This window comes from Rhizobium sp. P38BS-XIX (genome assembly GCF_012641435.1).
GTDB lineage: Bacteria > Pseudomonadota > Alphaproteobacteria > Rhizobiales > Rhizobiaceae > Rhizobium.
On sequence record NZ_JABAIJ010000005.1, the window covers coordinates 471355 to 489357 of the forward strand.

19 protein-coding genes are annotated in these 18003 nt (G+C 60.1%); 13 read left to right on the forward strand and 6 right to left on the reverse strand.

Annotated features, from left to right (window positions below; genetic code table 11):
- Nucleotides 1-501: 501 nt before the first annotated feature.
- The 13 genes from HGP17_RS19120 to HGP17_RS19180 all read left to right on the forward strand — a co-directional run bounded on the left by HGP17_RS19120 (nt 502) and on the right by HGP17_RS19180 (nt 12781).
- On the forward strand, nt 502-2148 hold the full coding sequence (locus HGP17_RS19120) for a globin-coupled sensor protein (RefSeq protein ID WP_168811852.1): 1647 nt from the start codon (nt 502-504) through the stop codon (nt 2146-2148).
- Between the two features lie 62 nt (nt 2149-2210).
- Nucleotides 2211-2507, forward strand: a complete 297-nt coding sequence (locus HGP17_RS19125; protein ID WP_168811854.1) for an STAS domain-containing protein — start codon at nt 2211-2213, stop codon at nt 2505-2507.
- Nucleotides 2504-2869: a chemotaxis response regulator CheY1 gene (gene cheY1, locus HGP17_RS19130; protein ID WP_004128526.1), complete on the forward strand. Its 366-nt coding sequence runs from the start codon at nt 2504-2506 to the stop codon at nt 2867-2869. The genes HGP17_RS19125 and cheY1 overlap by 4 nt, the downstream gene beginning before the upstream one ends.
- Before the next feature lie 16 nt (nt 2870-2885).
- Nucleotides 2886-5177 (forward strand): chemotaxis protein CheA, encoded by a 2292-nt coding sequence (locus HGP17_RS19135; protein ID WP_168811856.1) that lies wholly within the window; start codon nt 2886-2888, stop codon nt 5175-5177.
- A gap of 4 nt (nt 5178-5181) precedes the next feature.
- Nucleotides 5182-5649 (forward strand): chemotaxis protein CheW, encoded by a 468-nt coding sequence (locus HGP17_RS19140; RefSeq protein ID WP_168811858.1) that lies wholly within the window; start codon nt 5182-5184, stop codon nt 5647-5649.
- The gene (locus tag HGP17_RS19145; RefSeq protein WP_168811860.1) at nt 5646-6554 is read left to right on the forward strand and encodes a protein-glutamate O-methyltransferase; all 909 of its coding nucleotides are present in this window, start codon (nt 5646-5648) and stop codon (nt 6552-6554) included. Before HGP17_RS19140 ends, HGP17_RS19145 begins: the two co-directional genes overlap by 4 nt.
- Nucleotides 6551-7600 carry a protein-glutamate O-methylesterase CheB gene (cheB, locus tag HGP17_RS19150; protein ID WP_168811862.1) on the forward strand — a complete coding sequence of 350 codons (1050 nt, stop codon included), beginning with the start codon at nt 6551-6553 and terminating at the stop codon, nt 7598-7600. Before HGP17_RS19145 ends, cheB begins: the two co-directional genes overlap by 4 nt.
- Nucleotides 7600-7989: a response regulator gene (locus HGP17_RS19155; protein ID WP_004128537.1), complete on the forward strand. Its 390-nt coding sequence runs from the start codon at nt 7600-7602 to the stop codon at nt 7987-7989. Before cheB ends, HGP17_RS19155 begins: the two co-directional genes overlap by 1 nt.
- A complete protein-coding gene (gene cheD / locus HGP17_RS19160; RefSeq protein WP_168811864.1) occupies nt 7986-8540 on the forward strand; it encodes a chemoreceptor glutamine deamidase CheD in 555 nt (184 codons plus the stop codon). Before HGP17_RS19155 ends, cheD begins: the two co-directional genes overlap by 4 nt.
- Before the next feature lie 16 nt (nt 8541-8556).
- A complete protein-coding gene (locus HGP17_RS19165; protein ID WP_168811866.1) occupies nt 8557-8946 on the forward strand; it encodes a hypothetical protein in 390 nt (129 codons plus the stop codon).
- Nucleotides 8947-9111: 165 nt separating this feature from the next.
- On the forward strand, nt 9112-10791 hold the full coding sequence (gene fliF, locus HGP17_RS19170; RefSeq protein WP_168811868.1) for a flagellar basal-body MS-ring/collar protein FliF: 1680 nt from the start codon (nt 9112-9114) through the stop codon (nt 10789-10791).
- Between the two features lie 494 nt (nt 10792-11285).
- Nucleotides 11286-12023: a helix-turn-helix transcriptional regulator gene (locus tag HGP17_RS19175; protein WP_168811870.1), complete on the forward strand. Its 738-nt coding sequence runs from the start codon at nt 11286-11288 to the stop codon at nt 12021-12023.
- An 11-nt stretch (nt 12024-12034) separates the two neighbouring features.
- Nucleotides 12035-12781 (forward strand): helix-turn-helix transcriptional regulator, encoded by a 747-nt coding sequence (locus HGP17_RS19180; protein WP_168811872.1) that lies wholly within the window; start codon nt 12035-12037, stop codon nt 12779-12781.
- Nucleotides 12782-12830: 49 nt separating this feature from the next.
- On the opposite strand, the gene HGP17_RS19185 is transcribed toward HGP17_RS19180, so the two are convergent.
- The 6 genes from HGP17_RS19185 to motA form a co-directional block, all read right to left on the reverse strand.
- Entirely contained in the window at nt 12831-13271 is a 441-nt protein-coding gene (locus HGP17_RS19185) for a hypothetical protein (RefSeq protein WP_168811874.1), read from the reverse strand.
- A 4-nt stretch (nt 13272-13275) separates the two neighbouring features.
- On the reverse strand, nt 13276-14355 hold the full coding sequence (gene flhB / locus HGP17_RS19190; protein WP_168811876.1) for a flagellar biosynthesis protein FlhB: 1080 nt from the start codon (nt 14353-14355) through the stop codon (nt 13276-13278).
- Between the two features lie 93 nt (nt 14356-14448).
- Entirely contained in the window at nt 14449-15492 is a 1044-nt protein-coding gene (gene fliG / locus HGP17_RS19195; protein WP_168811878.1) for a flagellar motor switch protein FliG, read from the reverse strand.
- Between the two features lie 49 nt (nt 15493-15541).
- Entirely contained in the window at nt 15542-16075 is a 534-nt protein-coding gene (fliN, locus tag HGP17_RS19200; RefSeq protein ID WP_168811880.1) for a flagellar motor switch protein FliN, read from the reverse strand.
- Between the two features lie 63 nt (nt 16076-16138).
- Entirely contained in the window at nt 16139-17086 is a 948-nt protein-coding gene (locus HGP17_RS19205; RefSeq protein ID WP_168811882.1) for a FliM/FliN family flagellar motor switch protein, read from the reverse strand.
- A 5-nt stretch (nt 17087-17091) separates the two neighbouring features.
- Nucleotides 17092-17964, reverse strand: a complete 873-nt coding sequence (motA, locus tag HGP17_RS19210; RefSeq protein ID WP_168811884.1) for a flagellar motor stator protein MotA — start codon at nt 17962-17964, stop codon at nt 17092-17094.
- Between the last annotated feature and the right edge of the window lie 39 nt (nt 17965-18003).

The following is an 18003-nucleotide window of genomic DNA, read 5'->3' on the forward strand; positions in this document are numbered from 1 at the left end:
GAAGGCAGCGAGCGTCATGCTGGCCATCAGCGAAGCGGTCAATCCAAGAACAATCATTGCTCTCTCCGTATAGACACCCACGTGTCTGTGCCCGCGAGCAGTAGGGCACGAAGCTTGCTCGTAACTTGCGTTCAACGCTTATACTCGGATAAAACATGTATAGATTTCATGCCTAAATTAGGCTTTACCAAAACAGGACGCTTCGCCTGCGGTCATTAACCTTCGGGCAAGGAATTAACCATAAATATTGAGCTTGAACGTCGGAATGGGAAAATTGTGACTCGTTCTCAGCAGGCATGAAGCCGCGCCGTCGTACCGGTCGATCCGGTATCCATCTCATCAAACAGGTCCGCACAAGACTTTGATGAACGAGCGAGCTTCAGAGCGCCGATCCGTTGATCGGTCGCCCCCTGTGCTTTTCCTCGCCTCCTCATGGCGCCTTGCGCGGATTATCAGCGGCTTTGGCCGGCGCGTGGCGCTCGGCATTCGGCGGGGACGATTTTGGCGCAGGATTCGCCGTCAGATCAGGCAGGTAGGGCGCAGGCTGGCAGCCTTCGCGACCGCTTGCGCTTTGCTGGTCTCGATGCCGGACAATGCGAAACCCTGCGCCGCAACCGGCCGCTGCTCGAAGCGCATCTCAAGGCCGGCCTCCGCGACCTCTTTCATCGCTTCCAGACCTTTCCAGACGCCGCGCGCAATTTTACCAGCGAAAGTCAGCTCGAACGACTTCAGGACCTGCAATCCTCGCATTGGGATGTGCTGACAGACGCCCGCTTCGACAGCCTCTATGCCGAGCGTGTCAAGGTTTTGTCCGACAGCGAAAGCAAGATGGGGCTCGATCCGCGCTGGCAGGTTGCCGGCCATGGCGTGATGCTGGAGCATATTCTGACCGGCCTTCTCGACGAGCTTGGCGGTCGTGCAATTCTTCCCGGTGCGAAACGTCGTGCCCGCGAGTTGAGCGAGCTCGTGACTTCGGTCGTGCGCCTGGTCATGGTCGACGCCGAAATCGCCGTGTCGCTGCGTTTCAACGAATTGCGCACCGGCCATCAGCGCGCGCTGACCGAACAGCGGCTTGCCGACCGCACCGAAGCGGCCAACCTGATCGCCGAACTGGCCAACGGCCTTGCCGATCGCGATCTGACGGCCCGACTGCCTGCCGATTGTCCCGAGGCCTATGTTGACGTCGCTCAGGCGCTCAATGTCGCGCTGGACGATATCCGGCAGCAGTTTGCCACGCTTTCCACTGGCATACAGACCGCGGAAGCAACGACCCAGGCCATTGCGGCCTCTTCAAGATCGCTGGCCGCAGATTCTTCCGAACAGTCGCGCGGACTGGCGGCTTCGGCGCGCCAGCTTGCCGAGCTTGCCGAGCAGGTCCGCGGCAATGCCGCCAATACGCGCTCGGCGGAACGGGTCGCTGTTTCGACGCGCACGGCCGCGGAAGACAGCGGCCGGATTGTCGGCCAGGCGATATCGGCCATGTCCGATATCGAAACATCGGCTGAAAAGATCGGTCAGATCATCGGCGTCATCGATGAGATCGCCTTCCAGACTAACCTCCTTGCCCTGAACGCGGGGATCGAAGCGGCCCGCGCCGGCGACAGCGGCCGCGGGTTTGCCGTGGTGGCACAAGAAGTCCGCGCTCTGGCGCAGCGCTCCGCCGATGCCGCGCGTGAAATCAAGGTTCTGGTGACCGGCACCAAGGCGCAGGTCGATGCCGGTGTTCAGATGGTCGGCCGCACGCAGGATGCGATCGGCAGCATTGTCCGCCAGGTGAGCGATATCAACGAGGCGATTTCCGGCATTGCGGCGGCGAGCGATCTGCAGGTCGCGGGCCTCAAGTCGCTGACGACCGATATCGATGGGTTCAGCGAGAGAGCTGCGGTCGGCGAGACCCTGGCCGGCCGTTCGCAGGACGGCGCAGATCATTTGCACAGCGTGGTCGTCGAGCTTGGCAGGACCATCCGTGAATTCCGCATCGAGCGCGAGCGGCGCCACGCGGCGGCTTCATTTCCGGTGAAGACCGTATCGCAGCGACAGCCCTTAACGCGCGAAGACATCGCCGCACGGCAGGACGAGGACGAGATGACCGATTTCGGCTTCCCGCTTCGCCGCGCCGCCATGGGAGGCGAGCGGAATGTCTATTGAGTTTTCAGTTTCATGCACATGCGGACCGGCAGGTCCGATTTCAGTCAACGGGGAATGAAGCGATGCCGAGCAGGAAAGGCGAAAAGACAATCAGTCTGGCGACCGTGCTGGACCTCAACGAGGCCTCGACGCTTCGCGGTAAGTTGATGGGTCTGCGCGGCAGCAACGTCGTGATCGATGCATCCGGTGTCGAACGGGTAGGGGCTTTGTGCATGCAGGTCATCATGGCCGCTGCCAAAACCTGGGATGAAGACAAGCTGTCCTTCACCTTCTCCAAGGTGTCGGACGCATTTCAAAAAACGATGCAGATGATCGGAGTGGATATCTCCCATCTGCTTGCCAAGGAGATCCGGCAATGAAGAAAAAAGTGCTGACCGTGGATGATTCACGGACTATTCGAAACATGCTTCTCGTCACCCTCAACAATGCGGGTTTCGAGACCATCCAGGCTGAAGACGGCGTCGAAGGTCTGGAAATTCTGGAAGAAGCCAATCCGGACGTCATCGTCACGGATATCAACATGCCGCGCCTCGATGGCTTCGGCTTCATCGAGGGCGTGCGCCGCAACGACAGATACCGTGCGGTTCCGATCCTCGTGCTGACGACCGAGAGCGACGCTGAAAAGAAGAACCGTGCCCGCCAGGCCGGTGCGACCGGCTGGATCGTCAAGCCGTTCGACCCTGCCAAGCTGATCGATGCCATCGAGCGTGTAACCGCTTAACCAGGATCCGCCCCTTATGGATATGAACGAAATCAAAGAGATTTTCTTCCAGGAGTGCGAAGAGCAGCTCGCCGAACTGGAATCCGGTCTCCTGAAAATGAATGACGGAGACCGTGACCCGGAAACCGTCAATGCCGTGTTCCGCGCCGTTCATTCCATCAAGGGTGGGGCAGGTGCCTTCGGTCTGGACGACCTGGTCGCATTCGCCCACGTCTTCGAAACCACGCTCGATTGCGTTCGATCCAACAAGCTGGAGCCGACGCAGGACGTCCTGAAGGTCATGCTCAAGGCTGCCGACGTGCTGGCGGACCTCACCAATGCCGCCCGCGATGGCGGCAGTGTCGATCAGGCGCGCAGCCGCGGTCTGGTCAAGGAACTGGAAGCGCTGGCGAATGGCGATGTTCCGGCTCCCGCCGTTGCTGCCGTCGCCGCCGTGGTGGTCGAGGCGGCCCCGAAGGTCGTTGCTCCCGCTCCCACGGATGACAGTGGCTTCCAGCCGATCCCCTTCAGCTTCGACGATGATTTCGGTGCTGACGAGACGGTTGCTGATGGCATGCCGGAATACGAAGTCAGCTTCAAGCCGCGCTCAGATCTCTATGCCAAGGGCAACGACGCCACGCTGCTGCTGCGCGATCTCGCGCGGCTGGGCGAGATGAGCGTCTATTGCGATATCGATGGCTTGCCAGGCCTTCCCGAGCTTGATCCGGAAGGCGCTTACTTCAAGTGGACGATCTCGATCAAGACGGACAAGGGCGAGGACGCCATCCGCACCGTCTTCGAATTCGCCGAATGGGATTGCGAGCTCGACGTCCGGCAGGTCTCGACCGACGCCGCCAGCGATGAAGAACTGCCGATGGTTCCCGTGCCGTTCGATCTTTCGGCACTCGACGACGAAGGTCCAGCACCGATCGCGACCGTGGCCGAAGAGATGCCGGCGCAGAAGAACGATGTCGCCGCAGCCGTCGCTGCTGCCGAAACGGCCAGCAACGTCACGCAGCTTGCAGCCGTCGCCGCCCGCGTCGAGAAGAAGGAAGCCGCACTTGCCGCAGCTGCAGCCGCAAACACGGCGGCCGCGCAGAACAATGCAGCTGCAGCCGCTGCCGGGCAGACCATTCGTGTCGATCTCGACCGTGTTGACCGCCTGATCAACCTCGTCGGCGAGCTTGTCATCAACCAGGCGATGCTCTCGCAAAGCGTCATAGAGAACGACAATAACGGCGCGTCCTCCATCAACATGGGTCTCGAAGAGCTGCAGCAGCTCACCCGCGAGATCCAGGACAGCGTTATGGCGATCCGTGCGCAGCCGGTGAAGCCGGTCTTCCAGCGCATGTCGCGTATCGTCCGCGAAATCGCCGACATGACGGGCAAGTCGATCCGCCTGATCACCGAAGGCGAAAACACGGAAGTCGACAAGACCGTCATCGACAAGCTTGCCGAGCCGCTGACCCACATGATCCGCAATGCCGTCGACCACGGTATCGAGAGCCCCGAGAAGCGCACGACGCTCGGCAAGAATCCGGAAGGCACCGTTCGCCTGACGGCAAAGCATCGCTCGGGCCGCATCCTGATCGAACTGGCCGACGACGGCGCCGGCATCAACCGCGAGAGAGTGCGCCAGAAAGCGATCGACAACGATCTGATCGCCACCGACGCCAACCTTTCGGATGAAGAAATCGACAATCTGATCTTCTTGCCGGGCTTCTCGACCGCCGACAAGATTTCCGACATTTCCGGCCGTGGCGTCGGCATGGACGTGGTCAAGCGCTCGATCCAGGCGCTCGGCGGCCGCATCAACATCACATCCAAGCCGGGGCAAGGCTCCGTCTTCACCATGAGCCTGCCGCTGACGCTGGCCGTTCTCGACGGCATGGTCGTGACGGTTGCCGGCCAGACGCTCGTCGTGCCGCTGACGGCCATCGTCGAGACGCTGCAGCCGGAAGCGTCCGCTATCCATTCCTTCGGCGCAAACCATCGGCTGATCTCGATCCGCAACAGCTTCTGCCCGCTGGTTGATGTCGGCCGCATCCTGAACTTCCGCGCCACTCAGGCCAATCCGGTCGAAGGCGTTGCCCTTTTGGTGGAATCGGAAGGCGGCGGTCAGCGCGCCCTCATGGTCGACGCCATCCAGGGCCAGCGTCAGGTCGTCATCAAGAGCCTCGAGGCCAACTACACCCATGTGCCTGGCATCGCGGCCGCGACCATCCTCGGCGATGGCCGCGTAGCGCTCATCCTCGATGTCGATGCCGTGGTCGGTGCGTCGCGGGGACAGTCGCTGAAGGCCGAAATGTCTTACGCGGCGGCGGGGTGAGTTTATGTCCTATGCCGTTAAGAACCTGACCCAGGGAGCCCGCGAGCTGATCGCCTTCCGGATCGGCGATCAGGAATTCTGCGTCGACGTCATGTTGGTGCGTGAAATTCGCGGCTGGACCCCGGCTACGGTGATGCCGCATGCGCCGGGTTATATGCTCGGCGTCATCAACCTGCGCGGTGCCGTGCTGCCGATCATCGATCTTTCGTGCCGGCTTGGCATGAAGCGTGCGGAGCCGACGGCGCGGCACGTGATCATCGTGGCGCAGGTCAACCAAAAGGTGGTCGGCCTGCTTGTCGACGCGGTCTCGGACATTCTGACGATTACTGACGACATCATCCAGCCGACGCCGGAGGTCTCCTCCGGCCACGAGCGGCAGTTCGCACGCGGTATCATCGCGATCGATCGCCGCATGATTTGCCTGATCGAACTGGAAGCCCTGTTCCCCGAGAGCGAAAGCGAAGCTGCATGAGTGTCATGGGTGCAATAGATCTGAAGGCATCGCCGGACGAGGTGCTGGCCAGCGGCGAATATCCGCTGACCCGTCGCGATCTCGCCGAGATCGCCGCCATGATCTATTCGGATGCGGGCATTTCTCTCAACGAAAGCAAGGCGTCGCTGGTCTATTCCAGGCTGTCGAAACATATCCGCGCCTTGGGCTTGGCCGGCTTCCGCGATTATTGTGCGCTGGTGTCGTCGCCGGCCGGCAGTGCGGCGCGGCGCGAGATGCTGTCGCATCTGACGACCAACTTCACCCGCTTCTTCCGGGAAAATCATCATTTCGATCATTTGCGTGATGAGGTGCTTCCCGGGCTTCTGGCTCGCGCCAAGGCTGGCGGCCGCGTGCGCATCTGGTCGGCCGCCTGTTCCGACGGGCAGGAGCCTTATTCGATCGCGCTCACGGTTCTGTCGCTGATGCCGAATGTCGCAGATTTCGATTTCAAGATCCTGGCGACGGATATCGATCCCAAGATCCTGGGATTGGCGCGCGCCGGCGCCTATGACGAGACCTCTCTTGAGACGATATCGCCTGCCATGCGCAAGCAGTGGTTCCAGGAGGTTGACGTTCAGGGACGGCGAAAATTCCAGGTCGATGATCGCGTCAAGCGCCTGATCACCTTCAACGAACTGAACCTTCTGGCACAGTGGCCCTTCAAGGGCCTGTTCGACGTCATCTTCTGCCGCAACGTCGTCATCTACTTCGACGAGCCGACGCAGACGAAGATCTGGAGCCGTTTCGCCGGGCAGCTGCATGACAACGGCCACCTTTATATCGGTCATTCCGAACGGGTTGCCGGCGAAGCCAAGCACGTCTTCGACAATATCGGCATTACGACTTATCGCTACCAAGGCAAAAACGCGGGGAGGAAACCATGAACGCCGCTGCCCGTGTTCTCGTGGTCGACGATTCCCCGACCATGCGCGGTCTCATCACGGCCGTCCTGCGTTCGGATCCCGAGGTTGACGTCGTCGGTCAGGCCGGCGATGCCCTTGAGGCGCGTGCTGCCATCAAGGCGCTCAATCCTGATGTGGTCACGCTCGACATCGAGATGCCGAACATGAACGGTCTCGATTTCCTGGAGAAGATCATGACGTTGCGGCCGATGCCCGTCATCATGGTTTCCACAATGACGCATCGGGGCGCCGATGCCACGCTTGCCGCTTTGGAAATCGGTGCGTTCGATTGTGTCGGCAAGCCGTCTCCGGGCGAGCCACATCCGTTCGGCGACCTGGCCGAGAAGGTGAAGGCGGCCGCCCGTTCGCAGCGCCAGTATGTCAAGCCGGGTGCCCAGCGCGCACCGGTGCCGGCAGCCGCCGTCGCCGATTTTCGCGTCGGCCGCAAGATCGTTGCCATCGGTTCCTCCACCGGCGGTGTCGAGGCATTGATCAACGTCCTGCAGAAGTTCCCGGCCAACTGCCCGCCAACCGTCATCACCCAGCATATGCCGCCGACCTTCACCCGCAGCTTTGCCGAGCGGTTGAATCGTCTGTGCGCGCCCGTGGTGGAAGAGGCGACCGACGGCGCACGGCTCGCAATCGGCAAGATCTATCTTGCGCCCGGCGGCGAGCGGCATCTGCGGATTGCCAATGCGTCTGCCCCTCATTGCCGTCTGACAGACGGCGGGCCGGTCAACGGCCATCGTCCTTCCGTCGACGTGCTCTTTGATTCGGTTGCCGAACTGGCAGGCCGCAATGCCGTCGGCGTAATCCTGACCGGTATGGGGCGCGATGGCGCCGCCGGTCTCCTCAAGATGCGCCACGCGGGTGCGCGCACCATCGGTCAGAACGAGAAGACTTGCGTGGTCTACGGTATGCCGAGGGTCGCTCACGAGCTTGGTGCAGTCGAACAGCAGTTTCCGCTGAACGCCATTGGCGAGGAAATTTTGAAAGCCACAGCCGCCCGAAAGGAAGGGAGCGAATAATGTCTCTAGCGGAGAAAATCAAAGTCCTGATCGTTGACGATCAGGTCACCAGCCGCCTGCTGCTGAGCGATGCTCTGACGCAGCTCGGTTTCAAGCAGATCACGGCCGCCGGCGACGGTGAGCAGGGAATGAAGATCATGGAGCAGCAGCCTCATCATCTCGTCATTTCCGACTTCAACATGCCGAAGATGGACGGCCTCGGTCTGCTCCAGGCCGTTCGCACCAACCCGACGACGAAGAAGGCCGCCTTCATCATCCTGACGGCTCAAGGCGATCGTGCTCTGGTGCAGAAGGCGGCGCAGCTCGGGGCCAACAACGTCCTTGCAAAGCCCTTCACCATCGAAAAGATGAAAGCGGCGATCGAAGCCGTGTTCGGAGCATTGAAATGATCGTCGAGGGTGCTGCCCGTCGCGTGCATATCATTCAGGGCGAGTACAAGGTCATCAGCGATCCGGACGTGGTCTTGGCGACCATTCTCGGATCCTGCGTGGCGGCTTGCCTGCGTGATCCGATCGCCGGTGTCGGCGGCATGAACCATTTCCTCCTCCCGGGAATGGCCAGCTCGCCGGTCAGCGGTGGTGATGCGACACGTTACGGCGTGCACCTTATGGAACTTCTGATCAACGGCCTTTTGAAGAAGGGCGCGCGGCGTGACCGGCTGGAGGCGAAAGTCTTCGGCGGCGCGAAGACGATTGCGACCTTCTCTAATGTCGGCGAGCAGAATGCGGCCTTCGCCATGCAGTTTCTGAGAGACGAAGGCATCCCGGTCGTCAGCTCCAGCACCGGTGGCGAACATGGCCGCAAGGTTGAATATTGGCCGATCTCCGGACGCGCCAGGCAATACCCGCTCACCGGAGCGGAGACGCAGAAGACCGTGGCTCTGGAACAGCGCCCGGTCGTCGCGCCGAAGCCGGTCGACAATACGATCGAATTCTTCTGATCAACGAGGCTACCGCATGACCCCTTTCCAGCGCATAGAGACGACTGCCACCGAGGAAATGCTGCCAGCCATCCTGTTGCGCGTCGTTTCCGAACTGCATGACGTCGCCTATCTGATCGAACGCATCGAGCCGCAGCTGCTCGACCTCAGCGGCGGCGCCATCATGGCCTCTCCGGAAGCGATGAAGGTTCTGCAGGGTATCGACCTTGCAGTGCAGAAGACCCGCGGCATCGCCGAATTCATCGATACCATTGCCGGCACCATGCCGGAGGGATGGACGGTCGATCTTGCGACCGCACTGAGCCTGGTCAAGCTCACGGAAATGCAGAAGGCGCTTGGCGGCGGCAGCTTCCACGTCCACTCTCAGCCGATGGCGAAGGCCGCGGGCGATTTCGATTTTTTCTGATCGGCCGCGCATAACGAATACTGTTTTTCTTATATAATTTTCTTCGCTTCTCCCCGGCTTTTTCATTTCCGCTCGGCCGGACGAAACGCTCGCACAAGTTTCGATTTCTATTTTCGCCGCACGGCACAAAGCCATCAGGTCTTTGACGAATCGTGCGAGAACAGAATGAATCTGTTAAATCAATTAGTTCCACTGTTGCGGAACATCCAGAACCTCGGGAGAACCCGGCTGCTGATTCTTGGCGGCGTGGGCGCTGTCTCGATGATGCTGATCCTTTTTGCGGCTCTCTACGTCAATAAACCTGCCCAGGAGACGCTCTATGTCGGCCTGGATGCGACCGATCTGAACCAGATCAGCATCGCGCTCGCAGAAGCCAAGATCAATTTTCAGGTGGGTACCGACGGCACCAGCCTCACGGTTCCCGCCGGCATGACCGGCAAGGCCCGCGCATTGCTCGCCGAGCGTGGCCTGCCGAACAGCGGCAATGCCGGCTACGAGCTTTTTGACAATGTCGGTTCGCTCGGCCTGACTTCCTTCATGCAGGAAGTCACCCGCGTCCGCGCATTGGAAGGTGAAATCAGCCGTACCATCACCTCCATTGCCGGTATCAGCGCTGCGCGCGTGCACATCGTCATGCAGGATGTCGGCAACTTCCGTCGCGCCGATCAGAAGCCGACAGCTTCGGTCATGATCCGCGCCAGCGCGGAAGCCGCCCGCAAGTCTGCCCCGGCCATCCGCCACCTCGTCGCATCGGCCGTTCCCGGCCTCGAGGTTGACGACGTGACGATTCTCGATTCCACCGGCCAGTTGCTCGCATCCGGCGATGACCCGGCCAACGGCGCTCTCAGCCGCAATCTGGGCATCGTCCAGAACGTTCAGGGCGAGATCGAAGGCAACATCAACAAGGCGCTTGCACCGTTCCTGGGCATGGACAACTTCCGTTCCAGCGTCACCGCGCAGCTCAACACCGACAGCCAGCAGGTCCAGGAAACGACCTTCGACCCCGACTCGAAGGTCGAGCGTTCCGTGCGCACCGTAAAGGAAGCGCAGAAGTCGCAGCAGAGCCAGCCGGATACGGCCGCGACCGTCGAGCAGAACATCCCGCAGGCGGCTCCTCAGTCCGGTGGCAATTCGCCGACCTCGAACGATCAGTCCGACAAGCGCGAAGAGCAGACCAACTACGAAATCAACAGCAAGACGACGGCGACGACCCGCAACAGCTACAAGATCGAGAAGCTCTCCGTGGCAGTGGTTGTCAACCGTGGCCGCATTGCGCAGATGCTCGGCGAAGGTGCCGATCAGGCGAAGGTCGATGCCTATATCGCCGAGATGCAGAAGATCGTCGCGACGGCTGCCGGCGTCGATCAGGCTCGCGGCGACGTCGTCACCGTCAACGCGATGAACTTCCTCGACAACCAGCTGCTCGAGGACACTGGCTCCAGCTTCAGCATCACCGACATGCTGGGCCGCAACATGGCCGGCATCATCAACTCGCTGGCCTTCGTCGCCGTCGCCTTCCTGATCATCTGGATGGGCTTCCGTCCGCTGATCCGCTCGCTTGGCGGCGGTGCGGCTGCCGGGACGGCTCTTCCAGAAGCGGCTGGCCTGGAGCTGCCTGACTTCGCCCCAGCAGTTGGTGGCACCGGCGGCGCCCTGATGGACGGCTTCGGTTCGGACTTCGGCTTCGACAGCACGGACGACCTGCTGACGATGGGCGACGATGCCGGCACCTTCAACCGCCGGGTCAAGGAGGGTCCGGAGCGGCGTCTGTCGCGCATGGTGGAAATCAGCGAAGAGCGCGCCGCCAAGATTCTCAGGAAATGGGCCGTCGATCAGGCCGCGTGATGAAAGGACCGGGAGCAATCCCGGTCTTTTGCGTTTCTGGAACTCTCACGGGATGACCAGTGCTGATCGTCGGATTTTGTGCCTCGTCAGCTGCTATTGAACGGTTTGACGTGTTCGTAAGATGGAATTTTGCCTGAAATCCCGTTGATGGGTGAAAAGAATCGACTTACAAATAAGGCGTCTTTACGTAAAAGCTGCGTAATCGGCGCGAATCGACCTCCGATTTCCGTGTTTCGATAGTTCCAAATTTGCTGAGTAAGGAACGCGGAAAGATCAGTACATGCCACGTTGATCGATTCGATTGCCGACCTGACATTCAATGATAGTGCGTTCATCTATCGTGCCTTCACCGTGATGTGTTTCTGTCGCGGTAGACAGTGATTCGGCCTTGTGCCCGAGAGCCGTTGACGGCTTCCTCGAAAACGAAGCCGGGCTTAGACGGAATGATGCTCTCGTTGACGGCCGATCGTCCAACAGCGGCAGGAAATGCAGGAATGGACATACAGATAGCGCAGACGAGCAAGGGCGACAGGGAGGCGCGGTCAGTTGTGGCTGCCGGAACCATGTCGCGCGAACAGCTCATTCTGCAGCTTGGCGCGGTCTCCGGCCCTACCTACCTGCAAGCCGGCCTGCATGCGCTGACGAGCTATGCCGGTGCCTATCGCTATCTCCTGGCGCGGTGCGATTTCATCCAGGAAAGCGGCCTTGATTTCGTCGTTTCCTCCGACTGGCCCTTCGATCTGGTCAGGCGTCTTGCCTCCGAATTGACTGGCAGTTACGGCCGCATTGGCGAGCTGGAAAAGTGCATGGCGCTGTTCCAGCCAAGCGTGGCCTCCTTGCCTGACGACGTTGAGCTGCCGAGTGGTGTCAGCCGGCAATTCTATGCGCTGACCTTCAACGTCGGCCGCACGCGTTTCTCGCTGCTGTTGCTGGTCCGCGAATCGGAAGCGTTATCGCCGGAACGGCTGCGCGATGTCGGTTTGCTCGCCGGCTATCTCGCAAGCTCGGTCCGTTGCTTCGAAAGCAAGACGGAGCGGGATTTCGATCTGACGGAACGCGAGCTGGAGTGCCTGTTCTGGATTGCCGAAGGCAAGACCAGCGACGAGATCGCCATGATCCTCGGCATCTCGCGCAATACCATCAATAACTACATCACCAGTGTCATGCGTAAGACCGCCACCAAAACCCGGTCTGAGGCAATCGCCTTCGCCGTACGAAACAATCTCGTTTGAAGGCCCACTGAATGCGATACCAGCCGGACAGAACGACGGACGCGCCGGGAGATGTAAGGCTCACGCGCTCTGGCAGAATATCCGGTCGCTCCGATCTGTTTCCGAAGCTTGTATCGATGCAGAAGCTGATCGATGCGCAGCATTTCGCGGTTTATCGGCTTTACGGATCCGGTCTGCCGCAAAAGCAGCGCCTCGTCTGCGAGATCGACAATTGGGGATCGGCCAATTCGGTCATCGGCAAATCCTTCGTGGAAGCCTATGGCGAAGCCATGATCGAGCACATTGACAAGTCGATGCTTCCGCTGATGTGGAATGGACGGGATAGCGACAGTACTGCCGAAACGCCCGATTTCGCGCCCTTCACGCAACGTCTGAAGCCACACCTGCTGCCGTTCGCCGGCGTGGCCTTCCCGGTCCGGCTGGGCGCTGTGGGCAACGGCTATGTGGTCTTCACGGCGAAGTTCATGGATCTGGTCAGCGACATGATCGTCGAGCTGCATGGCCGCAGCTGCCAGCTCATGATGGAGCTTCTGTCTCTGGATGAGCGCCGCTCTCAGGCTGCCGAAGCGCTCAGCGAACGTGAGATTGCGTGCCTTCAGCTTGCCGGCGACGGCCGCATCAGCGAAGAAATAGCCGAAAAGCTCGGCTTGTCGGTTCACACCGTCAACGCCTATCTCGGCTCGGCCACGATCAAGCTCGACAGCGTCAACCGCATACAGGCAATCGCGAAGGCGATCCGCTTCGGCTATATAAGCTGATAGCGCACCGCCTTAGCGGAAACCCCAGATATTCTTTTAGACAAGAGCGTCAGATGACGTGCGCTGCCTCGCCTTGGATGACGTAGCGTGCATCTCTCAGGCTGCGAGCGAGCAGCGCGGTATTCTCGTCCGGATCAGCCGAGGCCTTGTCGAAGGCGATGTGATTGATCTCGATGCCGGCGTAATTTTCCGTCAGTTCCAGCTTAGCGTAGACGGTCACGCCGCGCGGCTTGATTTCGAGGTCGATAGTTACTTCGGCCGGGCCGCCCCAATCGAGCTTGTAGTCCCCGCCGAGGCCGAAATTGACCACGCCCGGGAGGAAATAAAGCTCTGCTGCCGAGGCGACGAGATCGGCCAGATTGCCGTATCGTTCGAAGCGCAGCAGCGAGATCAGATCGGCTGCGTCCAGAAGGCGCAGTTCGCTCGCGACAGGGCTGATGGCTTCGGCAAGTATTCGTTCACGTTCGGCAGAGTAGGGGCATTTTTTCATTTGGTTATCGTACCCGTTTTCTATTCGACTGCGCGGCATAAATCCGATGGATGAGCTCGGCGACGGCCTTGTAAAATACTGACGGGATGACGCTATCAACCGAGACTTGCGCAAACATGGAGCGCGCGAGGGGCGGATCCTCGAAAACGGGAATATTGTTGGCTTCGGCTATCTCTCTGATCTTTAACGCAATCAGGTCCTGGCCTTTGGCGACGACAACGGGCGCATCGCCTTCCTCGCGCACATAGCGCAACGCTACGGCGTAGTGAGTCGGGTTGGCAATGACGAGGGTGGCGCGCGGCACCTCCTTCATCATGCGCCGCCGTGCGCGATCGCGGGCGATCGAGCGCTGGCGGGACTTGACGATCGGGTCGCCCTGCGACTGCTTGAGTTCGTCCTTCACTTCCTGCTTGGTCATTTTCAGCTCGTCGAACCAGTGATACCGGCTCCACAGGACGTCGGCGATACCGACGACGGCGGTCGCCATCAGCACGATGATCAGGATTCGCTGAACGATCGTCGACAGGCGCACGAAAATGGTCTGCGGGTCGGAAACCATCGAATCGATCGAATGGAAAAACTGGCTGCGCAGCACGAAGAACATGATAATGCTGACCACCACGATTTTCGCGAGCGATTTGCCGAATTCCACCAGGCCGCTCGTGCTGAACAGGCGCTTCCAGCCGGAGGCGGGTGAAATCCGCGAGAATTGCGGCCTGATTCGCTCGAGAACCGGCGTCGGCAGGTTCTGGAAGATCGAGGCGCCGATACCGAAAGTGAAGAAGAGCACCACCGCCGGAAGCAGCAGGTTGGCCACTTCCCAGCCGATTCGGGTAAAAAGCGAAATGGCGTCCGGCCCTGTCTCGAGCTGCCATTGATCCGGCTTCTCGAAGAGATCGCGCAACACTTCGCCCATGCGGCCTATGCGCCCCGGCAGGAAGAAGGTGACGTAGATGACCGTCGCAAGCATGGAGGCAAACAGCGTCGCTTCCCTGGAGTGAGGAACGTTACCTTTCTCCAGTGTGTCGCGGAGTTTTTTCTCCGTCGGGCTTTCTGTTTTACTGTCCTTGTCTTCGTCAGCCAAAGCAGCCGTCCTTCATGAAACGGAAAGAGGCCGCGCATCATACGCGGCCCTGAGCTGAGCACTCTAAAATGATTTAGGTGAGTCGCAGTAAGATCAAGCCGCTTCGTCCACAGGCGTATTTTCCTTGGACTTGAGCTCGATCTGTCCGGAGTTGGCAAGCCGGATGGCTTCCTGGGCGATGGCGCGCCGGGCAATCGCGATTTCGCGCGGGTTGATGCCGGTGTTGCCCATCTGCAGGTCCGATTCGATCATGCGGCGCTGACGCGGGCTGATCGAGGAGAGAACGATTTCGCGAATCTCGCCGTTCGAACCGCGCAGCGCCATGGTGAGAATGTCCGCGGCGATATCGTTGAGCAGCAAGACGCGGCTCGGTTGCGGCATCCGGATGAGATCGTCGAAGAGGAAGATCTTCGGGCGAACCTTCTCGACCGATTCCTTGTTGATCGTTTCCAGCGAGCTCAACAGGGTATCGACCTGCGGCTTGTCGAGTTCGTTCATCAGGTCGGCGACCTTCGTCGAACCGGATGCGTTGCGTTCCGCATCGATTTCCGCCATCAGCCCGAGAACGCGGTTCTCGATGATCTGTGCGGCCTTCGGGCTGACGTCCTTCAGGTTGACGGTACGGTTCATGATGTCGGGGCGCTGGGCTTCCGGCAGTTGCAGCAGGACCTTGGCGCCGAAGGAGGAGGGCATCATCGACAGCACGTAGGCCATCGTCTGCGGATGCTCACGCAGCAGGAACTTGGCGACGAAGACCGGGTCGGCCTCGCCCAGACGATCCCAGATGGAGGTCTCGTATGCCTGGAAGGCAGTGCGGCGGCCGAGCAGGCTGTCGACTTCGTCCGGCGTGAGGCCTTCCTCGAGAATGCTCTCGATGGCCTTCGCATTGTCCATCAGGCCGGCGCCTTCGGTAAACAGGTCCTCGAACTCAGCAACGAGCTGTGCCAGTTCGTCCGGCGGAATGAGCCTCAGCGATTGGGCCGAGGCAATGATCATCTGTAGTTCGTTCTGGGTAAAATACTTCAGCAGCCGTCCTGCCACCTGTTTTCCCATGGCAAGAAGGACGGCGGCCGCCTTTTCAGTCTGAGATAACGGTTTCTCGGCGATGGCGCCGCTGAAATCGTCAAAGTCCATCATGGTCTTCGTCTCCATCCCGCACAGGGAGTGGGCTCATCCTGAGCCGGGTTCAGCTTTTCTTCGTGTTGTAGACTTCAGTGAGCTTGATACCGAACCTGGTGTCATCATGTTCCAGAACGGTAATTTCGCCCCGGCCGATCTTGCGGCCGTTTACGGTGATCTCGACCGGCTCGCCGATCTTCTTGTCGAGCGCGATGATTGCGCCCTCGGTCAGGTTCATCAGACCGGAAACCTGCATGCGGCTGCTGCCGAGCACGATCTGGACGTCGATCGGAATGTCCATGATCATGTCGAGATTGGCGGCAAGCGCGCTGCCAAGAGGAGCCGGTGCCGCGGGGGCGCTGTCGAAATCGCTGCCACCGAAAGCCGGCTCGGCGCTATCGTCGCCGAAATCGCCGAAGGTGGAGAGATCGGTGCCGGTCGACTCTGCACCGAACGCATCGGCTTCAAAATCGGGCATCCCGCCTTCGCTATCCTTCTTCAGGACGCCGCGCAGGCCATCGATGGCGTCGTCCAATGCGGCGTCGCTGTTTGGAAACTCCAGCGATTCCTCGCTGCTTTGCTGTGTCGTCTTCGTAGCCATGAAATCACTATTCCAGTTGAAACTTGCCTCAAGCTGCCGTGGGTGTGGGTCACCCCCGGCCGGTCAATTCATCAGGTGCCGGAGAAGCTCGTCGTCGGAATTCACGTTGTCCTTGACGCGCACCGTGTAATTTTCGCCAGAGCGGCCGAATTCGCAGATGTAAAGGTCTTTGCTGTTGGCGCTGACCTCGACCCGGACATTGTCGGTATTGTCCATGAAGGGAATGACGTCGCCGACCGCGAGCTTGGAAATCGTATCGAGCGTCAGCGATTGCAGCCGCACGCGTGCCTCGAGAGTCACCTGCGACCGGCGTACCTGTTCGCTCAGCTGCTCCGACCAGGCCTGGGAGGCGGCCGTCGGGTTTTTCGCGCGGGGCGCACTCACGACAGTCCGCAGCAGATCCCGCTGGGGCACGACGATGACGAGCTGGGACACGGACTTGCCGAGCGAGACCGTCATCGAAATCGCAGCCGCGAACTCATTTGCTTCGTCGGCAATAGCGACGGAAATCTCTTCGGCATTGTAGGGCGGGTCTAGATAAGGCTCGAAACCACCGGGAGCGTTGACGGCCGAACGAAGCACGTTGGCGATCTTGTCGAAAACCATGACCGAGAGATCGAGCTCGATGACCGAGAGCGGCCGGGCAACGGCCGGCTCGATATCTTCCGGGCGGGCGCCGAGCATATGTTCCATCAACGTCATGATAAAACCCGCGCCGCAGCCGAGCACGAATTTCGGCGCCCAGTTGCGCAGCGAACCGTTGACCAGAGCATGGCTTCCGCCAAGCCCCGTCAGCAGATCCTTCATCAAACCCGACTGACAGCCGGCATAGGCGATGCCGATATCCAGACCGGTTTCGGTCTTGATGATATCTGGCAGGAATTCGGCATAGACCTGGGCGAAAGCGGTGCCCAGCTTCGCAAGCGTCGCCTCATCCCCAAGATTGCCGGTGAGCTTGGCAAAGAGGGTGCGGTCCATCGTCTGTGCCTTATGCGCGGATTGCTGGCTCATGATTATCAGGCTGCCTTACTTTCACCGCCGGGATTCATCATTTCCTGCTCAACCGCGTCGATCGACGGACGTTCGTAGGAAGAGATGGTCTTGCGGCCGTATTCGAGCGCGACCTGTGGCACCGAACCGTTCATGTAGGCCAGCAGCGTCTGCTTCACGATCACGTAGAGGCGGTGCTGCTTGTTGCGCACGACCTTGATCTGGGAAACCAGCGGGGCGCAGACCGAATAGGACAGAAGAATACCGAGGAACGTGCCGACCAGCGCCGAACCGATCAGGTGACCGAGCACCTCAGGCGATTCGTTGATGTGGCTCATGGCCTTGATGACGCCGAGAACCGCCGCGACGATACCGATGGCCGGGAAGGAATCGCCCATGATCGTGATCGAATGGAATGGCTTCATCTTGTCGTGCTGCATCGTGTCGAGCTCTTCATCCATCAGCGCCTCGATCTCGTGCGAGCGGGCGTTGCCGATGATGATGAGACGAACGTAGTCGCAGATGAAAGCCGTCAGATCTTTGTTCTTCAAAACGGTCGGGGCCGCCTTGAAGATTGTCGATTCATCCGGGTTGTCGATATGGGCTTCGATCTCGTTGCGCGACTTGGTGCGCAGGTCACGCATCAAGGCGTAGAGCACGCCGAGCGTGTCGAGATAGTCGCGTTCCTTCGGTACCTTATGGCTGAAGGCTTCTCCGAGCGCCTTTCCCGAATCCTTCACGACCTTCATCGGGTTGGCCATGATGAAGCCGCCGATGCCGGCGCCTGCAATAATGACAAATTCGAAGGGCTGGAAAAGCGCCCCTACGTCGCCGCCCATGGCCATGAAGCTGCCTATGATGCAGCCGCAGGTCACTACAAATCCGATAATAATGTTCATCGTCGGTCCACACCTGAACGTTGCTTCATACGATGAAAT

Excerpts from the sequence above, each read along its gene's own strand:
- motA (WP_168811884.1), bottom strand. The coding sequence starts at position 17,964 with ATGAACATTATTATCGGATTTGTAGTGACCTGCGGCTGCATCATAGGC.
- HGP17_RS19125 (WP_168811854.1), top strand. The coding sequence starts at position 2,211 with ATGCCGAGCAGGAAAGGCGAAAAGACAATCAGTCTGGCGACCGTGCTG.
- HGP17_RS19165 (WP_168811866.1), top strand. The coding sequence starts at position 8,557 with ATGACCCCTTTCCAGCGCATAGAGACGACTGCCACCGAGGAAATGCTG.
- HGP17_RS19140 (WP_168811858.1), top strand. The coding sequence starts at position 5,182 with ATGTCCTATGCCGTTAAGAACCTGACCCAGGGAGCCCGCGAGCTGATC.
- HGP17_RS19180 (WP_168811872.1), top strand. The coding sequence starts at position 12,035 with ATGCGATACCAGCCGGACAGAACGACGGACGCGCCGGGAGATGTAAGG.
- HGP17_RS19155 (WP_004128537.1), top strand. The coding sequence starts at position 7,600 with ATGTCTCTAGCGGAGAAAATCAAAGTCCTGATCGTTGACGATCAGGTC.
- HGP17_RS19175 (WP_168811870.1), top strand. The coding sequence starts at position 11,286 with ATGGACATACAGATAGCGCAGACGAGCAAGGGCGACAGGGAGGCGCGG.
- HGP17_RS19205 (WP_168811882.1), bottom strand. The coding sequence starts at position 17,086 with ATGAGCCAGCAATCCGCGCATAAGGCACAGACGATGGACCGCACCCTC.
- HGP17_RS19185 (WP_168811874.1), bottom strand. The coding sequence starts at position 13,271 with ATGAAAAAATGCCCCTACTCTGCCGAACGTGAACGAATACTTGCCGAA.
- fliF (WP_168811868.1), top strand. The coding sequence starts at position 9,112 with ATGAATCTGTTAAATCAATTAGTTCCACTGTTGCGGAACATCCAGAAC.
- cheY1 (WP_004128526.1), top strand. The coding sequence starts at position 2,504 with ATGAAGAAAAAAGTGCTGACCGTGGATGATTCACGGACTATTCGAAAC.
- fliG (WP_168811878.1), bottom strand. The coding sequence starts at position 15,492 with ATGATGGACTTTGACGATTTCAGCGGCGCCATCGCCGAGAAACCGTTA.
- fliN (WP_168811880.1), bottom strand. The coding sequence starts at position 16,075 with ATGGCTACGAAGACGACACAGCAAAGCAGCGAGGAATCGCTGGAGTTT.
- HGP17_RS19135 (WP_168811856.1), top strand. The coding sequence starts at position 2,886 with ATGGATATGAACGAAATCAAAGAGATTTTCTTCCAGGAGTGCGAAGAG.
- cheD (WP_168811864.1), top strand. The coding sequence starts at position 7,986 with ATGATCGTCGAGGGTGCTGCCCGTCGCGTGCATATCATTCAGGGCGAG.
- cheB (WP_168811862.1), top strand. The coding sequence starts at position 6,551 with ATGAACGCCGCTGCCCGTGTTCTCGTGGTCGACGATTCCCCGACCATG.
- HGP17_RS19145 (WP_168811860.1), top strand. The coding sequence starts at position 5,646 with ATGAGTGTCATGGGTGCAATAGATCTGAAGGCATCGCCGGACGAGGTG.